Origin of the sequence: Heyndrickxia coagulans 36D1 (assembly GCF_000169195.2) — a bacterium.
Classification (GTDB): Bacteria; Bacillota; Bacilli; order Bacillales; family Bacillaceae_C; genus Weizmannia; species Weizmannia faecalis.
The window spans coordinates 2,513,751-2,530,003 of sequence record NC_016023.1; the positions used below are offsets into that span (position 1 = coordinate 2,513,751).

Below are 16,253 nucleotides of genomic sequence, written 5' to 3' on the forward strand. Positions count from 1 at the left end.
GCCTGGTGATATATGGAAAAGGCAAAAATTTCCTCGTACCAATTATTTGTGTTAATCTTTATGTTTGAACTTGGCAGTGCCCTTTTGCTGGGAATCGGAAGCGGCGCAAAACAGGATGCATGGCTTGCAATTTTAAGCGGCTTGAGCATGGGGTTTTTCCTGTTTTACGTTTATTACAAAATATTTTCCTTCTATCCTGGCATTTCGCCGGTCGAATGGTTGCGGGCGATTTACGGAAAAGTCATTGGCTGGTGTTTCGGCTTTGCCATGGGCATTTACTTTTTGTATCTTTCTGCCAGGGTGCTGCGCGACTTTGGAGAAATGCTGATTATATCGGCTTATCCGGAAACACCGCGATTTATTATCACAGTGATCATGGCTTTTTGCGTCATGTATGCAGTGAAAAAAGGAATGGAAGTGATGGCCAGAACCGGGGAGATCTTTTTCATCTTTGTTTATTTTCTGATGATTATGAGTTTCGTATTGATTACTTCATCGGGGCTCATTAACCTTAATTATTTGAAACCCGTACTGGAAAACGGACCCATGCCTATTATGAAAATAATGGCGACAGAGACGATTTATATTCCTTTCGGCGAAACGATTGCGTTTTTGTCCATTTTTCCGCTTGTAGACAAGATAAAGGGTGTAAAGGTAGCCGGGCTGTCCGCCATGTGGTTAAGCGGTACAAATTTGGCGATCTCGATGCTGATCAATACCTGTGTACTTGGCGTGGATGTAATGATGCGTTCCCCGTTTCCGCTGCTTACGACCATCCAGGAAATTCAAATCGCCCATTTTCTGGAGCGGTTGGATGTATTTTTTATGTTGGCTTTAATCGTTGGCGGCTTTTTTAAAGTAGGGATTTTCTTATATGCGGCTTGCATAATGTTTACGGAGCTGTTTCATGTGAGCAGTTATAAGAGAACAGTTTATCCGCTCGGCCTGATCATGTTGTGCGCATCGGTGATGATTGCGTCAACGTATGCGGAACATATTGATGAGGGCATCAAAGTGGTGCCTGTTCTGCTTCACCTCCCTATGCAAGTGGTTTTTCCGATGATAACGCTTCTTCTGATTTTGTGGAAAGAGAGGCGCAAAAAAAAGAGCCAGCAAAAGTCAGCGTCTGCGTAACGCCCAATCCGGTAGTGCCGGGATGCATACACTAAAAATAGAAGGAGAGGAGGTCATTTGATGTATCCGCATGCGCATTACCCGGCACGTTCCCCGTTTTTCGCAGGACCGCTTCTGGGTGGTTTTCTCGGCGGTTTGCTTGGCGGCGCACTGGTAAGGCCGCGCCCGTATTTTCCATACCCTCCGGTGCCATATCCACCGGTTCCGTACGGGGGATATCCGCCATTCCCGTATTATTAAAAATAACCCTCGCTTCTCAAGCGGGGGTTATTTTTTCGGAAAGATACCCGGCTCCTTTGGTTGTAAGAAGCTCCGAAACAAGGATTTTGTTGGAACGGCTTCAAATGATAAAACATGAAGGACAATTTGGGGAGCGGCGCCCACGTTTTTGTCTTTCATACAAACGATGAAGGACAATTTGGGGTAAGGAGTCCTTGATTTTATCCTTCATTCAGTCTATGAAAGACATTTCGCCGTTCTGGGATTTGAAATTTGTCCTTCATCGGGTTGACGAAGGACAATTCGGAGCACGGAGCCATTGATTTTGTCTTTTATACAGCCGATGAAGGACAATTCAGAGAGCCGCGTCTTTGGTTTCGTCCTTCATATAGCTTATAAAAAACAATTCGGGGGGGCAGGATCCCAGAGCTATGGACAAGCCGCAAGTTATGACCAGCGCATTTTCATCCGGAGCTCACAGCAAGGTTCCTGGTTGCCCGCGGCCTGGTGGACAAACTGCAATACAAGGCCGTCCGGTGTATAAAACACGCGCGGTATATGCTGGATACCGGTGCCCGTCAGCATGCGACCAACATCGGCCGAATCCGATTTTTGTGCAGCAGACATCAGTTGCCCGGCAAAAGCTGTAGAGCGGGAAATGCGGTTAAGCAAAAGCTGTGCATCTGCCAAAAGCGCGTGCGTGCGCATGGCCGAATCCATAAATTTTTTCGGGTGGACGGCAGGATATTGGCGGTAAGGCATGGAATAGTATGGAAAGGAAGGAACAACATAATACGGATTGTAGTACAATATTCTCACCTTCTTTCTCAGGCGGGGATCATCATTTTTTACATCGTATGAAAGAAAGGCTTGAAAGATGTATGGACAATCCGAACCGGGGGGAAAGAGATGGAATTGGAACATACAATGATCGGCGCGCTTGGCATAAAACTTGTCCAAATGGAGCCCGGGAAAGTAGTGGCGACGATGCCGGTGAATGAAAAAACGATACAGCCGCTCGGATACCTGCACGGCGGGGCATCCGTCGCACTCGCGGAAACCGCAGCAAGCCTCGGGGCTGCGATGCTGATCGATTTAGAAAAAGAAGTCTGCTTCGGGCTTGAAATCAATGCCAATCATATCCGCTCAAAACGAAACGGCACCGTAACCGCAGTTGCCGAGGCCGTGCACCGGGGGAAAAGCACCCAAGTTTGGGAAATCAAAATCAAAGACGAAGACGAAAACTTAATTTGCCTGTCGCGCTGTACCATTGCGGTTGTGCCGAAAAAAAGCTGAAAGTTTCGCGACCTGGCAAGGAAAAATAAAAAAACGGCAAGATACCATCAAAAGGGTATCTTGCCGTTTTAGCTTTCCCGGACGGTGCGGCGCTGTTCTGATTTTACACTGTAAAGAAGGAGCGCAAATGCGAACAGGAACAAAACCCCGGTTACATAAAACACAGACGAAATGCCGGAGATCACGGATACGTAACCGCCAATCAGCGGCCCTGTTACATTCCCGAGAAACCGGAAACTTTGGTTATAACCGAGCACTTCACCTTGCATGCTGAGCGGCGCTTCGAGACGAATAAACGCCACAATGCTTGGGTTCATTCCGCCGATCACCATGCCAAACAGGAACCGTAAAATAATCAGTTGCCATAAATGGCTTACGAGTGCTTGCGGCACCATGAAGGCACAGGCAAGCACAAGCAAAATCAAGAGAATCCTTGCATGCCCGTATTTGTCGCCGAGCATGCCCCACTGCCTTGTCAAAAGCAGGTTGCCGAACCCGGTGGCGGAAAAAGCAAGCCCGGATAGGAACGCAATATTGCCGGAACTTGTCAAATGGCTGACATACAGCGCCAATAGCGGCTGGACGCAGAAGTTCGCCATTTGGATCAAAAGCGCAATCACCATGACGGTAATCAAAATCCGGCGGCTGACAATTTGTTTGATCACAGCAAGAGGAGAAACGGACTTCTCTTTTCGTCGGGCCGGATCAGCACGTTTTTCTTTAATGCCGAAAACAACGCCAAGTGCGGCAATCGAAATGGCAACGGCTGTAATCATAAAAGTGTATTTAAAACCAAAATTGTCTGCAATCGACCCGCCAATCAGCGGCCCAAATAAGTTTCCGGAAACATTTCCCATTTGCAAAGTGCCGAGCACCTTGCCGGCTTCCTCCTTAGAGGTCTGCTTTGAAATGAGCGCCATAGAAGTCGGGATAAACCCGGTCACGATCCCCATGAAAATCCGGGTCGTAAATAAAGTGGCGACATTGTTTGCAAGCCCCATAAAAAACAGGCTCGCGGCGATACCGAACCCGGTAATAATAAGCGTCGGTTTAAAGCCGTATTTGTCGCCGATACGTCCCCAGATTGGCGACATAAAAAAAGCAACCAGAAAGGTCACGCCAAAAATATATCCGGCCCAGCGCTGGACATAGCTATCGCTGAAATGGCCGAATGTTTGAATATATAGCGATAAAAATGGAACGATCATCGTTAAGCTTGCACCTACTAAAAAGTTACAGACAAACATGATATACAAATTGCGTTTTTCCTGGCTCATCAGATGAGAAAATCGCCTCCTTGCGCAATGAAAACAAAAGTATACGGAGTAAATATTTCGTTGAACTAAATATTATTATAAAACTTATCACCGAAACTTCAACAAAACCGGCTTGTAAAAAAGTGTCCGTTTTTTGACAGAGAATTTCCCCCTTGTATCGTATGCTTGAAACGCACTCTCGTATAGGACGCCTGCACATCTATTATATGTTTGAAACATAAATCCCATTTTGGAAAAGATTGGTTTCCATTTACAAACTGTTCCGGCCAAGCCATGATATGCCGCTGCTTTAGGAGAGATTTTAGCCCTCATGGAAAAAACGCGGCCTGCCAAAAAGTCGGGAAGAAGATGAAGCAAAAAAGTGATTTTTCAGCAAGTCCGCTCAGGTATATCTTCATATGTGGAAAGGTGGAAAATCTGTTTTTTCAATGCATAATAGTCGCGTTGTGATCGATGGGGACGTTATTGTGGGCTCGAGTTGCTGGTGCTCGCCGATGAAATGAGGATAAGGAAAAAAGTCGGTTATCTGGAGGGGCTTGTCGGCAGGTTTGTAGCGGATATCAAGAACGGTTGATTTATAGAATCTGCGGCGTTTGCAGGGTACGGTCTACTTTCACGGACATCAGCGGAGACATCTGAAATATAGTCGCGTTTTCACACCCATCTACGTTTCGGATAAAAAGACGAAAAATTTTGAAATCATCATTTTTGTCGAATTGGTGTTCCCTTCATTTCAAAAATGTTGTATAATAAAAACGGAATAGTTTTAATACTTGAAAAGGGGGAATGGGATGGATATGCGGACTGGGCGCAATGAATATGACCGTCATTGGAAGCGGGTCATTCATTCGCTGTTTGAAGATTTTGTTGCGTTTTTTTCACCAGGCTTGTATGAGATGATTGATTGGGACAAGCCACCTGACGACCTGGATAAGGAGTTCCAAAAGCTGAATCCGGACGGCAAAAGCCGTGACCGGGAAGCAGACGGGCTTTTTAAAGTGTATTTGAAAAATGGTAGCGAACAGTGGATACTTGTCCATATCGAAGTGCAGGGGTGGAAAGATACTGGTTTTGCAGAAAGAATGTTTCAATACTTCTACCGGATTTTTGATGCGTATGATAAAAAGATATTTGCGCTTGTGATTTACACCGAAGATTACTCCGAAACGTATACCCCACCCCGTTATGAATACAACTTTTTCGGGACAAAATTGAATTATGAATACAATGTGTATAAAATAGCGGAACAAGATGAAAATGAATTGTTGCAATCGACTAATCCATTTGCTTTTGTAATCCTTGCGGCAAAAAAAGCCCTGTATGGAAAAACAGCTGCACAGCCAACCAAATTAGAATTGAAAAAGCAGTTGCTCCGGGTTTTAACTGTTATGAAAGATCGCTTGCAGCTCGATAAAAAGGATTTACTGACACTTTTCATTTTCATGGACCACATGATAAAACTCGAAAGTCATTACCAAAAGGAATTTGACCAGGAAATCAAAAATTGGGAGGGCGGCACGATGATAACGTATGAAGATGAACTAAAACAAGAAGCAAGAGAAGAAGGGAGAAAAGAAGGGAGACAAGAAGAAAAAATTGAAATTACCCGAAACCTTATTAAACTTGGGATACCACTCGATTCTATCAAAAAAGCAACAGGTCTCTCCGAAAAAAAGATCCTTGAAATAAAGGAGAAGTTGGAAAAGGAATAAGGGCTGATGGCTTTGAATTGGGAGGGCGGCACGATGATAACGTATGAAGATGAACTAAAACAAGAAGCAAGAAAAGAAGGAAGAATCAAAATCACCCGAAACCTCATTAAACTGGGGTCCTCCCTTGATTTTATCAAAAAAGCAACAGGCCTTTCCGAAAAAAAGATCCTTGAAATAAAGGAGGAGTTGGAAAAAGAATAAGGCTGATGGCTTTGAAACGGGAGGGTGGCACGATAGCACAAATGGTTTTGAAATGGGTGTATATAGTAATTTAATTGATCGGTCACCCTGTTGCAATTGAATATTTGTATTTTCTTATTCTCTCTGCCCGGATTTCGAATGTAAAGCAGTCAGAAAATCATTTGATGTTTCATGTACTGAAAGGTGACGATAGCGTCCATTTAAGCCGTGCCAGAATTTATTTTTCTAGTGAACTGCCGGATAGTGGAGGAGGCGGAAATTTTACAAATAGAAAAGAACAAGCCCTTGTTTATTTTGGAAAGATACACATACACGGGAAAAGAAGAAATCATGGAGTACTCGAAATTTATTATGAAACAGGAGAATGCTAGTTATTACTTAGATATATCTCTTGAATTGTTATAAAATTATAACTTTTATATGTTTCGTTTAATATATTGGATGAGGATAAATCAAAAAATGGTTTTCCAACATTTCTTTAAAAGGTAAGGAAAATTCAATTGGAATTATGATATTATAACTTTATATTTTTAAAGGAGAAGATTTGATGAAACAGTGGAATCCAACGAGCTGTCTTCAAGAAGACCAAGAAGAAGTGTCATTTTCTTTTGAAGGCAGAAGACTTAGAGCACGGAAAGGTCAATCTGTTGCTGCTGCTTTGATAAACAATGGTATAAAAAAAATAGCTGTAAGCAAAAAGTTCGGACAGCCTAGAGGAGCGTACTGTTTTACAGGGAGATGTTACAGCTGCACAGTGAACATTGATGGCTGCTCACATGTCAGGGCATGCATGACCCCTGTCCAGGAAAATATGGAAGTTGAAATGGCAAAAGGATATTTTGATATAAGGAATGATGACAATGGATTGTGATGTATGCATCATTGGAGGAGGACCATCAGGCTTAGCAGCTGCTTGGCAAGCGGGGAAAACAGGATTATCCGTCATCATCGTTGATGAAAATCAAATGCTTGGAGGACAGTTAAAGCAGCAGAGGCAACCGATTCAAAATTTACCAGATATCTTTACAAACCAACAATTAACAGGTTTTGAACTGGCGCATGAATTGATCCATCTGATTGAGCCTTATGATATAAAACCTTTAACCGGATTTAGTTTTATTGGTGTAGAAGCGGATGGAACAATAGGAGTGAATAATGGAAGAGAAACGCGGAAAATCCGGGCAAAATGTATCATTGTAGCAACGGGAGCAGCGGAAGAACCTATTTTGTTTCCTGGTTGGACTTTACCGGGATCATTTTCAATTGGTGCGATGCAGATCTTAATCAATCGGGAAAAAATTGTTCCAGGCAGAACAGCTGTAATGATTGGATCGAGCAGTCGAACCTGCCAAGTTGCAAGTGAGATGCAGCAGGCAGGCATAATCATTGCGGGGGTGATAGAAGAGAAAGCCAAATTTGACTGTTCTCCATCAGATTTACAGCACCTGAAAAAGTTAAATATTCCTCTCTTTGCCGGTGTATCCAAGATAAGAGCAGAAGGAGAAGAAGAAGTGGAAAACATTCACTTTAAGGCCGGTGATGGGAAGGAGCAATCCATAAATACAGAGCTTGTTTGTATAGATGGAGGTCTGTCCCCCGTTGTCGAGTCTAATTTTATATTGGGATACCAATTGCAGTTTAATTCTGATTTGGGGAATTGGATCCCATCCTATGATTCCTGTTTTCATACAAGTGCGCCAAATGTATTTGTAGCTGGGAATGCTGCAGGAATTACCAGTCATGGGGCCATTTTGATTACCGGTCTGATCGCAGGCTTAAGTGCAGCCGAGGCACTCGGGAAATATTCAAATAAGGAAACTGTTTCGAAACAGCGAAAAAAATGGTGGAATGAACTAAAAACAGTTGAAATGGCTTATGATTCAACCGTTTATCAGGCAAGAATTCAGCATGTGAAGCAATTTGAACAGTTGAAAATCAAACAAATGTCTTGAAAAACATATGGAGGCGGTCATATTGAATGAAGAAACGATTATTTGTCCCTGTGAAGATGTTACCTATTCGGATTTGGAATCCGTTCTTTCATTGGGCGCAGAGACCTTTGATGATGTTAAAAGATTTACAAGATGTGGCATGGGGTCCTGCCAGGCAAAGGCATGCTTTTATCAAGTTTCCAAATTGATAAGCAAACGTAAACAGATCCCATTATCGAAAATTCCCTACACTCATATGAGATTGCCGCTTAGAATGATACCCTTGGAATCTTTGCTCGGAGAAGACAAGGAAAAACCAGTGAAAACTTCGTTAAGTGAAGGTCATGCAAATGAATAATCAACGTGAATATGAAGTGATCATCATAGGTGCCGGCGTAGTTGGAAATGGAATTGCGTACCACCTATCAGATAAGAAACAGAAAAATATTCTTGTCATTGATAAGGGATTCCCATTATCTGGAACTTCCGGAGCAACCCAAGCTTGGGTATGGGTACATGGTAAAAAACCGGATACTTATGCCTATTTTACAAAGTGCAGTGCAGAACTCTATCCTGAATTGGAAAGGAAAATTGGCGATATCGAATATGCACGGACGGGTGGTATCGAACCATTTTTTTCTGTTGAAGAAATGAAAGAAGCTGAAAAAATGGTACAGTCTCAAAGTAATGCAGGAATTCCAGTTGAATTATTGAGCCGGGAAGAAGTGTTAAAAAAGGAACCTTATTTTTCTCAAAATGTTGTAGGGGCTACATATAGTCCAGTGGACGGCAATGTAAATCCCTTTAAATTACTGGAAAAGTATATAAAAGCGAATCGGGCCCACGATGTCACCTTTTCTTTTTATAACGAAGTCACCGGAATCGACAAGAAGGCAGGGAAGTTTGTTGTACACACCCAAAAAGGGAAATTTACGGCGGAAAAACTCGTGCTGGCTGGAGGACTCTGGACTAAGAAACTTGGCGCTTTTCTTAATGTATCTGTCCCGATTGAAAAAGTGAGGGGACAGATCATCGTGACAGAGCCATTAAAACCATTCATTCACCATACAATCGGCGGAATGATGAGACAAATGCAGTGTGGCCCTGTATTAATTGGCTACTCAATGGAGAAGGCTGGCTATGATCGTAGAAGCACACTCGATATTATTCAGGAAACTGCCAAATTCGGAATACAGTACTACCCTGATCTGGCCAAAGCCAATGTAGTCAGGTGTTTTTCGGGGATTAGAGTAATCCCGGAAGATGGCATTCCCATTTTAGGGAAAGTACCTCAAGTAGATCAATTATATATTGCTGTAACCCATAGCGGTGTTACTTTATCTCCGTTAATCGGGACTTTAATGTCCGAACTGATTATGAAAGATACGACTTCTATTTCTATAAAAGATTACCAGATCAGCCGTTTTTCAAAGCAGTCAGTTTAAAGGTAAACTACTATAGATTATGGAGGATCCTGATTAATAGGCAAAGACAGTGAAGAATATTTATCTTTAAAATAAATCTATAGATTGATTTTTAGTTTAGCAGGATTTTGAGCATCTTTTGAATTAGAAAAAAGGTATCGTAAAAAGTTGTTTGACGCTCCGTTTCGGGAAAATCGTTGTCTCGAACTGAGAATTGCCTCAAGGTCTGTGTTTTGATTCATAACAAATCAGTAAGCCGTATGCCTTAATAAGGCACATACGGCTTGATGAGGGAGTAGCCTTGAAAGAGTTAACTATTCTTGCAACAATGCTTCAAACAGCAAAAAGATAAAAATAAAAAAAATAATCCCGCAAATCATCATCTCAGCAAAATGAATAAAGAGCAATTTATCATCACTTTGTTTTTTTGGGCGGATGCCAAAAAAGTCACAGTGATGGAATATATAGAGGAATGTACAGGCAAAAAGAAAACCGGCCAGTGCATACATATCAAATGGGACATCGGTAGCGTATCTTGAGCTTCCGTTTGATTGGAGATCCAGCTCATAATCCAGTGGCTTTTGCAGTAAAATGGCAATCACGATAAAAAGATACAGAAAAAACGATATGCTGAAAGGATGTTTTCTGTAGTCCAGCCACTTCAGGATCCGTCTTATACGCGTGCTTTTGCCGTACGGATACTCATGTTCAGGCATATGGTCATCATGGGCCATATAAACAAATGCAATGCCTACAATCCCCAACAGAACGAGAAGTTTTGCGATAAAGACCATAAATAAAATATCAACCAGAAAACTGCACCCCAGTAAAATAAGAACGATTACACATAGTTGGTTACCAACCCTTTCTCGCTTCTCCCATAATTTGTTAAAATATTGGCGATTATCTGTTTTCAAACCATGGTTTTCAGCTCTCACCCCGTTCGTTTCATGGAGCCGGATGATAAAATGTGCAATGAGAACAAGTAGCACCCCGATTGCCAAAAAGTTCCACGTTTGTTTAGGAAAAGCGGGACGGATCCAATCATAGTGGTCCGCAACCCAAAGGCCGTCTGCTGTCAAACAAATCATCCCTGCCATCAACAAATATGGAGCCAGTTTGTAAATGGTAGCCACCCCCTATTTTTTCTTTTATTTTAACATGAACAAAAAAACCAGGACAAAAACATTGAAATATGACTATATAAGATGAAATCATCATTTCTCTTAATTTCTTGGTCCTTTTTGGGTATAAAGTTTGTAACTATACCGCAAAGGGGGGTGAAAGAAGAATTCCCTTAGGTTGACTTTTTTTAAAAGCATCATAAAACCCGCTGGAAAAATCATCCAACGGGTGATATGCCGTATTCTTTCATCAGACTTTTTAACGCGGCGATGCTTTTCCGGCTGTAAAGTGTGTCTTCTTTTTCAAGCTTTTCCATCAGTTCGCGGACAGCGGTTTTTAGCGACGCCTCGTAATCCGGAATCTCGCCGTTGTACGGTTTGACCGTTTTCCGCGGGATATTCGCTTGTTCTCCGAAGGCCAAAGCTTTCCGCTCATGGAAAAACGGTACATCCCCTTCATTCGGGTGGTGCAAATCCCCCTGGGCGGGATGCTTTAACACGGCCAGTACCTTAAATACATAATGGTCGGGAAACACTTGCGTAATTTCTCCAATATATTTCCCGGTTTTTTTCGTTGTCACAATCTTATCTCCAACTTCCAAGCTGATTCCCCCTTGCGCTTTTACTACCATTATGGTGAAAAAGCCGGAAAGAAGCAAAAGAAAACGTTTGGACTTTTTGCCCGGATTTTAGTAAAGTAGACAAGAATAGTGAAACAAATGGAGGTTTTAAACATATGGCAGACGAAACCATGTATCCGCAACTTCAAGCGGGCGTGCGCGAAAACGAAACGGTCGCAGACATGCAGACCAATATGGGAACGATCACGATCAAGCTGTTTCCAGCGTTTGCGCCGAAAACGGTCGAGAATTTTGTCACGCACAGCAAAAACGGTTACTATGACGGCTTGACGTTCCACCGTGTGATCGATGGGTTCATGATCCAGGGCGGGGACCCGAGCGGAAACGGGACCGGCGGCGAAAGCATCTACGGCGCCCCGTTCGAAGACGAATTTTCAGAACGGCTTTTCAATTTCCGCGGTGCCTTGTCCATGGCCAACGGCGGCCCGAACACAAACGGCAGCCAGTTTTTCATCGTCCAAAGCAAAACGGTTGATCCCAGCATGAAAGGGCAAATGGAACAGGCGGGTTACCCGGCTGAAGTCGTAGAAGCTTATATGGAAAAAGGGGGGACACCGTGGCTTGATTTCCGTCACACCGTATTCGGCCAGGTCATGGAAGGCATGGAGGTTGTCGATGAAATCGCCGGCGTCCGTACAGGTCTGCAGGATAAACCGGTGCACGATGTCATCATCGAAAAAATCACCATACGTTAATCGCGAGTTACCATGCCGGCCTGCCCTGCGGCTTTTTTCGGAAACCTGTTCAACAGCACCGCGTGAAAAATGCGGTGCTGTAACCGTTTCATTTGCGGCCCCTGGCTGTTATAATGGTTGAAAAGGGGGAAGTGCCATTGTTTCCATATCTCATCGGATTTCTTGTTCAATTTCCGCAGGAGAAAAAATATTATATCCCGGCGTTGATCTCACTTTCCTTTTTTGTGCTGCTTGCGGTGCTCGTGTTTTTCATTTTCCGGAAAATCAATGAAAAGCAGGTGAAGCAGGCAAAAAAACTGGAAGAAGAAATCATGAAGAAAAATCGCTTTCCGCATGCGGATTAGCGTTTTCTTTTTTATAGGAGGTGGCAGATGTGGTTACGGCATGCCATTACAAATGCGCTTATTGTGTTTTCTTTTTTATAGGAGCAGACAGATGAGATGTCAGGCTAAAACACCGCTGTTTCCGGGGGAAAAAGCAGGGGATGGCGTCATGCGCTTCCCAAAGATTTGTGAACGTTGGATGAAATGGAATAAATGACTTGTATAACCGGACTGATTCATATATCTTATATGTAAATGATGTAATCTTTTTGTAACATAAACTACTTTATTGGGGTGATCGGCCATAACCAGGAAGAAAAGTCTTCTTATTGGCATCATTGCGGCAGTTGTCATCATTCTTTTAGGCGGTGCCGGCTATTACCAGGCTACCCGTTTTAATCCGCATGTCAAAATCAACAACGTCAAAGTCGGCGGCATGACCACTGAACAGGCGATGAAAAAATTAAAGTCTATGACATTAACAAATAAAGTATATGTCGGGAACAAAGTTTTGGTGGACGGGAAAGATACAAAGGTCCGTTTTACAGACGGTGATATGGCGAAGGTAAAACGCGTTTTCAAAACCCAGCGCACATGGATTCCGTCTTTTAAAGAGAAAAATTATATGGTCATGCCGGGGCGGACGGATCACTACCGCAATGTGACACTGAAGCAGGAAGTTTCCAAAAAACTGGAACAGCAAAATCAACATCTGCAGGCACCAAAAGATGCACAGGCTTATCTGAAGGACGGAAAAATTGGTGTATCGAAAAGCGAAAACGGCAATCAATACGACATTTCCGCCATGTTAAAGGCATATGACACACAAAAATACAATAGTGAAATTCATTTGCGTCCGGTAAAACTTCAACCGGTCCGCGAAAACAGCAAAATTGTAAAGCAGGAAAAGCAAAAGCTTGAGGAACTCTCGAACAAGACTGTCAACTATATCCTGCAGGAAAAGAAATATCCGTTCAAGGCAAGTGAACTAATTCAAAATGCATCCGTCTCAAAAGATATGAAACTAGCAATTGACCCGTCCGGCATCCAGTCGCGGCTGGATGCGTTGAACAAGGAGAAATCGACGCTCCATAAAAACTTCAGTTTCAAAACGCATGCGGGCTCCGTCATTTCCGTAAAAGGCCAGTCGTACGGCTGGGCGATTGATACGAAAGCGGAAGCGAAACGGATTGCGGACGCCTTTCAAAACGGCAAGGATACCGTCAAGGCTTACAATATTTACGGCGAAGGGTACAGCACGATCGGCGTCGGCTACCATGTCCTGGCCGAAAACGGGATTGGCGATACGTATGCGGAAGTGTCGATTTCCGACCAGCGCATCTGGATTTATAAGGACGGCAAGCTGAAAGTCACGACCCGGGTTGTAACGGGAAGGCATGATACACACGAAGATACGCCAAAAGGGGTTTGGTACATCGAATATAAAGAGTCCCCGTCTGTATTGGAGGGCAGTGAAGCGGGCAACCCGAATTATTCCGTTAAGGTAAAATATTGGGCGCCTTTCACGCTCGGCGGTGTTGGCTTCCATGATGCGAGCTGGCGGAAGAACTGGGCCATGGACGCCTATGTCCACCACGGCTCCGGCGGATGTGTGAACACGCCGCCAAGTGTCATGAAAACCGTCTATGACAACCTGGAACAAAACGAACCGGTCATCGTTTATTAATGGCCGGAACCGGCTTCTATCCGGTCCGGTTCTTGTTTTAAAAAAGGGGCAGTCCCATTTGGCTCCTGAACAGATAATTGTGAGATTCATGAAACGCTAGTGGGCATCGTGACGGAAACCGAACAACCAATTGTATCGTGCTTATAAAAAAAGGAGCAGTCCCGTTGGCTCCTGAACAGATAATTGTGAGATTCATGAAACGTTTGTGGGCATCGTGACTGAAATGAACAACCAACAACCAACTATATCATACTTACAAAAATAAGGGGCTCCCATCAGCCGTTTAACGACTATTGGGATAGCCCCTTTTTTTACATGGCTTAAAAATTTTTCATAGATTGCCGGAACCTTCTCAAAATACGTATCTGCATCGTTCACAAATATGTCTTTAAAATTCTTCATAGGTTGCCGGATCCTGGCCGAAAGTCCTGCCGTCCGGGCGGCTTAACCCGGATATGGTGCGCATCTCTTCTTCAGAAAGCGAAAAATCAAAGATAGACAAGTTTTCCAGCTGCCTTTCCGGTGAAGCCGATTTCGGGAGCGGAATGGCGCCAAGCTGCGTATGCCAGCGCAAAATCACTTGCGGGACAGATTTCTGATGGGCTGCAGCAATTTTTTGAATCGCCGGATCTTCAAACAGATGGTTCGCTCTTCCAAGCGGGCTCCATGATTCCGTCACGATCCCATGTTCCTCATGCCAGGCGCGCTGCTCCTCCTGTGCAAAATAAGGGTGGAGTTCCACCTGGTTTATGCTCGGCGCAACCCCGGTTTCTTTTATGATCCGTTGCAAATGCTCCGGCAAAAAATTGGAAACGCCGATCGAGCGGACAAGCCCCCATTTTTGCGCGTCGACAAGCGCCTGCCATGCTTCCACATATAAATCTTTGCTAGGGTTCGGCCAGTGGATGAGGTAAAGGTCAAAGTAATCGAGGCCGGCCCTGTACAATGATTCCTGAATGGTTTGGACCGCTTCTTTATAAGCATGGTGCCGCCCCGGGAGTTTCGAAGTGATGCGCAGCTGTTCACGCGGAACAGAAGAGCGCCGGACCGCCTCGCCGACCGCCCCTTCATTTTCATAATTAAACGCTGAATCAATCAGGCGGTAACCCGCGTCAATCGCGCTTACGATCGCCTGGACGCCTGCCGCCCCGTTCAGTTTGTACGTGCCGAATCCGACAGCCGGAACGGTCATCCCGTCGTTCAATTTGATTTCAGGAATGGAAATAGACAATTTCTATCGCTCCTTTCGTATTTTGTAATCAGTATACCAATGGCTGGAAAATGCGTCCATTTTGATGATTGATCTTGCTGCCTTGGGGCAGAGAAAAACCAGCGTAAAATTTAAACCAGCGGGTTCAGGCGAAAAGATCCAAAACAACAGGCACAGCCCCCCGCGAAACGGCGGGCATGAACCTCCCATGGTGGCTTCGCATTCGCTGGAAAAAAAGCAGCCGGCATGAAAAGTACAGCAAAACCAAAGGGGATCTCTGGAAAAATCAATCAATCGCCGGAAAGCCGCAAGAAATTGGCAATGGGAGGCGCTCCGGGAGAAACCGGTATCATTCCGGAAAATCAAATAACAAAGCAGCTGCCCAGAGGACAGCTGCCCATCTTTATTCCGGCCTTACGGAAGTTTGTGCTAAAAATTCTTCGTCATCCGGATTCCTTCCGTACCGTTTCCCGGTGTTCAATGAAGCAATTTTTTCCATATCTTCCGGCGTTAACGAGAAATCGAAAATCTCGCTGTTTTCTTTAATCCGGCTCGGGGTCACCGATTTTGGAATGACGACAATACCGCGTTCCACGTGCCAGCGCAACACAATTTGCGCCGGGGTTTTCCCGTATTTTTTCCCAAGCTCAACCAAAACAGGCTGCTCAAGCAGGTTGTTCTTGCCCTGGCCGAGCGGGCCCCATGCTTCATGTAAAATATTGTGTTGCTTTAGAAATTCATGCAGTTCATTTTGCGGAAACTCCGGATGTGTCTCAATTTGGTTGATCACCGGTACCACTTCGCTATGGGCCAGCAAATCTTCCAAATGGTGGATTTGGAAATTCGATACGCCGATCGCTTTAATTTTGCCTTCATGGTAAAGTTCTTCCATTGCTTTCCATGTTTCAATATATTTCGGTGACGGCCAGTGGATCAAATAAAGATCCAAATAATCGGTGCCAAGACGGTCAAGGCTCGCCTGGAAAGCGGCTTTTGTTTCCTCATAGCCATGGTCGTAGTTCCACACTTTCGACGTAATGAAGATTTCTTTCCGGTCTACGCCGCTTTCCCGGATTGCTTCGCCGACATATGTTTCATTCCCGTAAATCATCGCGGTATCAATATGGCGGTAGCCGGTTTCCAGCGCGGCTTTCACAGCGTTTTTCAACTCATTTTCTTCTTTTACAAGAAAAACACCGAGACCGAGTTGCGGGATTTCAACGCCGTTATTGAATTTTAAATTTGGAATCGTTTGAGCCATCCTTCATTCCCTCTTTCATTTAGATATGTAAGTGTACGATGATTTTAACACAATCAAGCAGCTTTGTGCCACGCACAAGACTGTGAGCGCAAATTTTGACGGTTGGTACATCGGTTTG

The 16,253-nt window shown here is 44.1% G+C and carries 19 protein-coding genes; 13 read left to right on the forward strand and 6 right to left on the reverse strand.

The window, feature by feature from the left end; translation table 11 throughout:
• The first annotated feature begins 12 nt into the window (after positions 1-12).
• Both BCOA_RS29045 and BCOA_RS29050 read left to right on the forward strand, forming a co-directional pair.
• Positions 13-1,134 (forward strand): GerAB/ArcD/ProY family transporter, encoded by a 1,122-nt coding sequence (locus BCOA_RS29045; protein WP_014097553.1) that lies wholly within the window; start codon positions 13-15, stop codon positions 1,132-1,134.
• A 60-nt stretch (positions 1,135-1,194) separates the two neighbouring features.
• Entirely contained in the window at positions 1,195-1,374 is a 180-nt protein-coding gene (locus BCOA_RS29050) for a hypothetical protein (protein ID WP_014097554.1), read from the forward strand.
• A gap of 426 nt (positions 1,375-1,800) precedes the next feature.
• On the opposite strand, the gene BCOA_RS29055 is transcribed toward BCOA_RS29050, so the two are convergent.
• Entirely contained in the window at positions 1,801-2,163 is a 363-nt protein-coding gene (locus tag BCOA_RS29055) for a hypothetical protein (RefSeq protein WP_014097555.1), read from the reverse strand.
• Positions 2,164-2,262: 99 nt separating this feature from the next.
• Between BCOA_RS29055 and BCOA_RS29060 the strand changes: the two genes are divergently transcribed.
• Positions 2,263-2,649: a PaaI family thioesterase gene (locus BCOA_RS29060; protein WP_013860109.1), complete on the forward strand. Its 387-nt coding sequence runs from the start codon at positions 2,263-2,265 to the stop codon at positions 2,647-2,649.
• 68 nt (positions 2,650-2,717) lie between these two features.
• Here BCOA_RS29060 and BCOA_RS29065 read toward each other — a convergent pair whose 3' ends face one another.
• Positions 2,718-3,926, reverse strand: coding sequence for an MFS transporter (locus tag BCOA_RS29065; protein ID WP_017552034.1), 1,209 nt, complete (start codon positions 3,924-3,926; stop codon positions 2,718-2,720).
• Between the two features lie 791 nt (positions 3,927-4,717).
• Here BCOA_RS29065 and BCOA_RS34745 point away from each other — a divergent pair.
• The 7 genes from BCOA_RS34745 (at position 4,718) to BCOA_RS29100 (ending at position 9,215) form a co-directional block, all read left to right on the forward strand.
• The gene (locus tag BCOA_RS34745; RefSeq protein ID WP_014097557.1) at positions 4,718-5,638 is read left to right on the forward strand and encodes an Rpn family recombination-promoting nuclease/putative transposase; all 921 of its coding nucleotides are present in this window, start codon (positions 4,718-4,720) and stop codon (positions 5,636-5,638) included.
• A 33-nt stretch (positions 5,639-5,671) separates the two neighbouring features.
• Positions 5,672-5,839 (forward strand): hypothetical protein, encoded by a 168-nt coding sequence (locus BCOA_RS29075; RefSeq protein WP_230951772.1) that lies wholly within the window; start codon positions 5,672-5,674, stop codon positions 5,837-5,839.
• A gap of 243 nt (positions 5,840-6,082) precedes the next feature.
• On the forward strand, positions 6,083-6,244 hold the full coding sequence (locus BCOA_RS35705) for a UTRA domain-containing protein (protein WP_196491390.1): 162 nt from the start codon (positions 6,083-6,085) through the stop codon (positions 6,242-6,244).
• Between the two features lie 142 nt (positions 6,245-6,386).
• On the forward strand, positions 6,387-6,710 hold the full coding sequence (locus tag BCOA_RS29085) for a (2Fe-2S)-binding protein (protein WP_014097559.1): 324 nt from the start codon (positions 6,387-6,389) through the stop codon (positions 6,708-6,710).
• Entirely contained in the window at positions 6,700-7,791 is a 1,092-nt protein-coding gene (locus BCOA_RS29090) for an NAD(P)/FAD-dependent oxidoreductase (RefSeq protein ID WP_014097560.1), read from the forward strand. The genes BCOA_RS29085 and BCOA_RS29090 overlap by 11 nt, the downstream gene beginning before the upstream one ends.
• 22 nt (positions 7,792-7,813) lie before the next feature.
• Positions 7,814-8,128: a (2Fe-2S)-binding protein gene (locus tag BCOA_RS29095; RefSeq protein WP_014097561.1), complete on the forward strand. Its 315-nt coding sequence runs from the start codon at positions 7,814-7,816 to the stop codon at positions 8,126-8,128.
• Positions 8,121-9,215, forward strand: coding sequence for an NAD(P)/FAD-dependent oxidoreductase (locus tag BCOA_RS29100; RefSeq protein WP_014097562.1), 1,095 nt, complete (start codon positions 8,121-8,123; stop codon positions 9,213-9,215). The genes BCOA_RS29095 and BCOA_RS29100 overlap by 8 nt, the downstream gene beginning before the upstream one ends.
• A 293-nt stretch (positions 9,216-9,508) precedes the next feature.
• On the opposite strand, the gene BCOA_RS29105 is transcribed toward BCOA_RS29100, so the two are convergent.
• Complete coding sequence (locus BCOA_RS29105) at positions 9,509-10,330, reverse strand: hypothetical protein (protein ID WP_148261660.1); 822 nt, start codon at positions 10,328-10,330, stop codon at positions 9,509-9,511.
• A 206-nt stretch (positions 10,331-10,536) separates the two neighbouring features.
• On the reverse strand, positions 10,537-10,920 hold the full coding sequence (locus BCOA_RS29110; RefSeq protein ID WP_014097564.1) for a kinase-associated lipoprotein B: 384 nt from the start codon (positions 10,918-10,920) through the stop codon (positions 10,537-10,539).
• A 134-nt stretch (positions 10,921-11,054) separates the two neighbouring features.
• On the opposite strand from BCOA_RS29110, the gene BCOA_RS29115 reads away from it, so the two are divergent.
• The 3 genes from BCOA_RS29115 to BCOA_RS29125 all read left to right on the forward strand — a co-directional run bounded on the left by BCOA_RS29115 (position 11,055) and on the right by BCOA_RS29125 (position 13,664).
• Complete coding sequence (locus BCOA_RS29115; RefSeq protein ID WP_014097565.1) at positions 11,055-11,654, forward strand: peptidylprolyl isomerase; 600 nt, start codon at positions 11,055-11,057, stop codon at positions 11,652-11,654.
• Between the two features lie 131 nt (positions 11,655-11,785).
• Complete coding sequence (locus BCOA_RS29120; RefSeq protein ID WP_235221920.1) at positions 11,786-11,998, forward strand: hypothetical protein; 213 nt, start codon at positions 11,786-11,788, stop codon at positions 11,996-11,998.
• 415 nt (positions 11,999-12,413) lie between these two features.
• Positions 12,414-13,664: a L,D-transpeptidase family protein gene (locus BCOA_RS29125; protein WP_014097567.1), complete on the forward strand. Its 1,251-nt coding sequence runs from the start codon at positions 12,414-12,416 to the stop codon at positions 13,662-13,664.
• 388 nt (positions 13,665-14,052) lie between these two features.
• Here BCOA_RS29125 and BCOA_RS29135 read toward each other — a convergent pair whose 3' ends face one another.
• A complete protein-coding gene (locus BCOA_RS29135) occupies positions 14,053-14,895 on the reverse strand; it encodes an aldo/keto reductase (protein WP_014097569.1) in 843 nt (280 codons plus the stop codon).
• A gap of 382 nt (positions 14,896-15,277) precedes the next feature.
• Positions 15,278-16,135 carry an aldo/keto reductase gene (locus BCOA_RS29140; protein WP_014097570.1) on the reverse strand — a complete coding sequence of 286 codons (858 nt, stop codon included), beginning with the start codon at positions 16,133-16,135 and terminating at the stop codon, positions 15,278-15,280.
• Between the last annotated feature and the right edge of the window lie 118 nt (positions 16,136-16,253).

Excerpts from the sequence above, each read along its gene's own strand:
- BCOA_RS29050 (WP_014097554.1), top strand. The coding sequence starts at position 1,195 with ATGTATCCGCATGCGCATTACCCGGCACGTTCCCCGTTTTTCGCAGGA.
- BCOA_RS29065 (WP_017552034.1), bottom strand. The coding sequence starts at position 3,926 with ATGAGCCAGGAAAAACGCAATTTGTATATCATGTTTGTCTGTAACTTT.
- BCOA_RS34745 (WP_014097557.1), top strand. The coding sequence starts at position 4,718 with ATGGATATGCGGACTGGGCGCAATGAATATGACCGTCATTGGAAGCGG.
- BCOA_RS29100 (WP_014097562.1), top strand. The coding sequence starts at position 8,121 with ATGAATAATCAACGTGAATATGAAGTGATCATCATAGGTGCCGGCGTA.
- BCOA_RS29090 (WP_014097560.1), top strand. The coding sequence starts at position 6,700 with ATGGATTGTGATGTATGCATCATTGGAGGAGGACCATCAGGCTTAGCA.
- BCOA_RS29060 (WP_013860109.1), top strand. The coding sequence starts at position 2,263 with ATGGAATTGGAACATACAATGATCGGCGCGCTTGGCATAAAACTTGTC.
- BCOA_RS29140 (WP_014097570.1), bottom strand. The coding sequence starts at position 16,135 with ATGGCTCAAACGATTCCAAATTTAAAATTCAATAACGGCGTTGAAATC.
- BCOA_RS29075 (WP_230951772.1), top strand. The coding sequence starts at position 5,672 with ATGATAACGTATGAAGATGAACTAAAACAAGAAGCAAGAAAAGAAGGA.
- BCOA_RS29125 (WP_014097567.1), top strand. The coding sequence starts at position 12,414 with ATGACCACTGAACAGGCGATGAAAAAATTAAAGTCTATGACATTAACA.
- BCOA_RS29045 (WP_014097553.1), top strand. The coding sequence starts at position 13 with ATGGAAAAGGCAAAAATTTCCTCGTACCAATTATTTGTGTTAATCTTT.
- BCOA_RS29085 (WP_014097559.1), top strand. The coding sequence starts at position 6,387 with ATGAAACAGTGGAATCCAACGAGCTGTCTTCAAGAAGACCAAGAAGAA.
- BCOA_RS29115 (WP_014097565.1), top strand. The coding sequence starts at position 11,055 with ATGGCAGACGAAACCATGTATCCGCAACTTCAAGCGGGCGTGCGCGAA.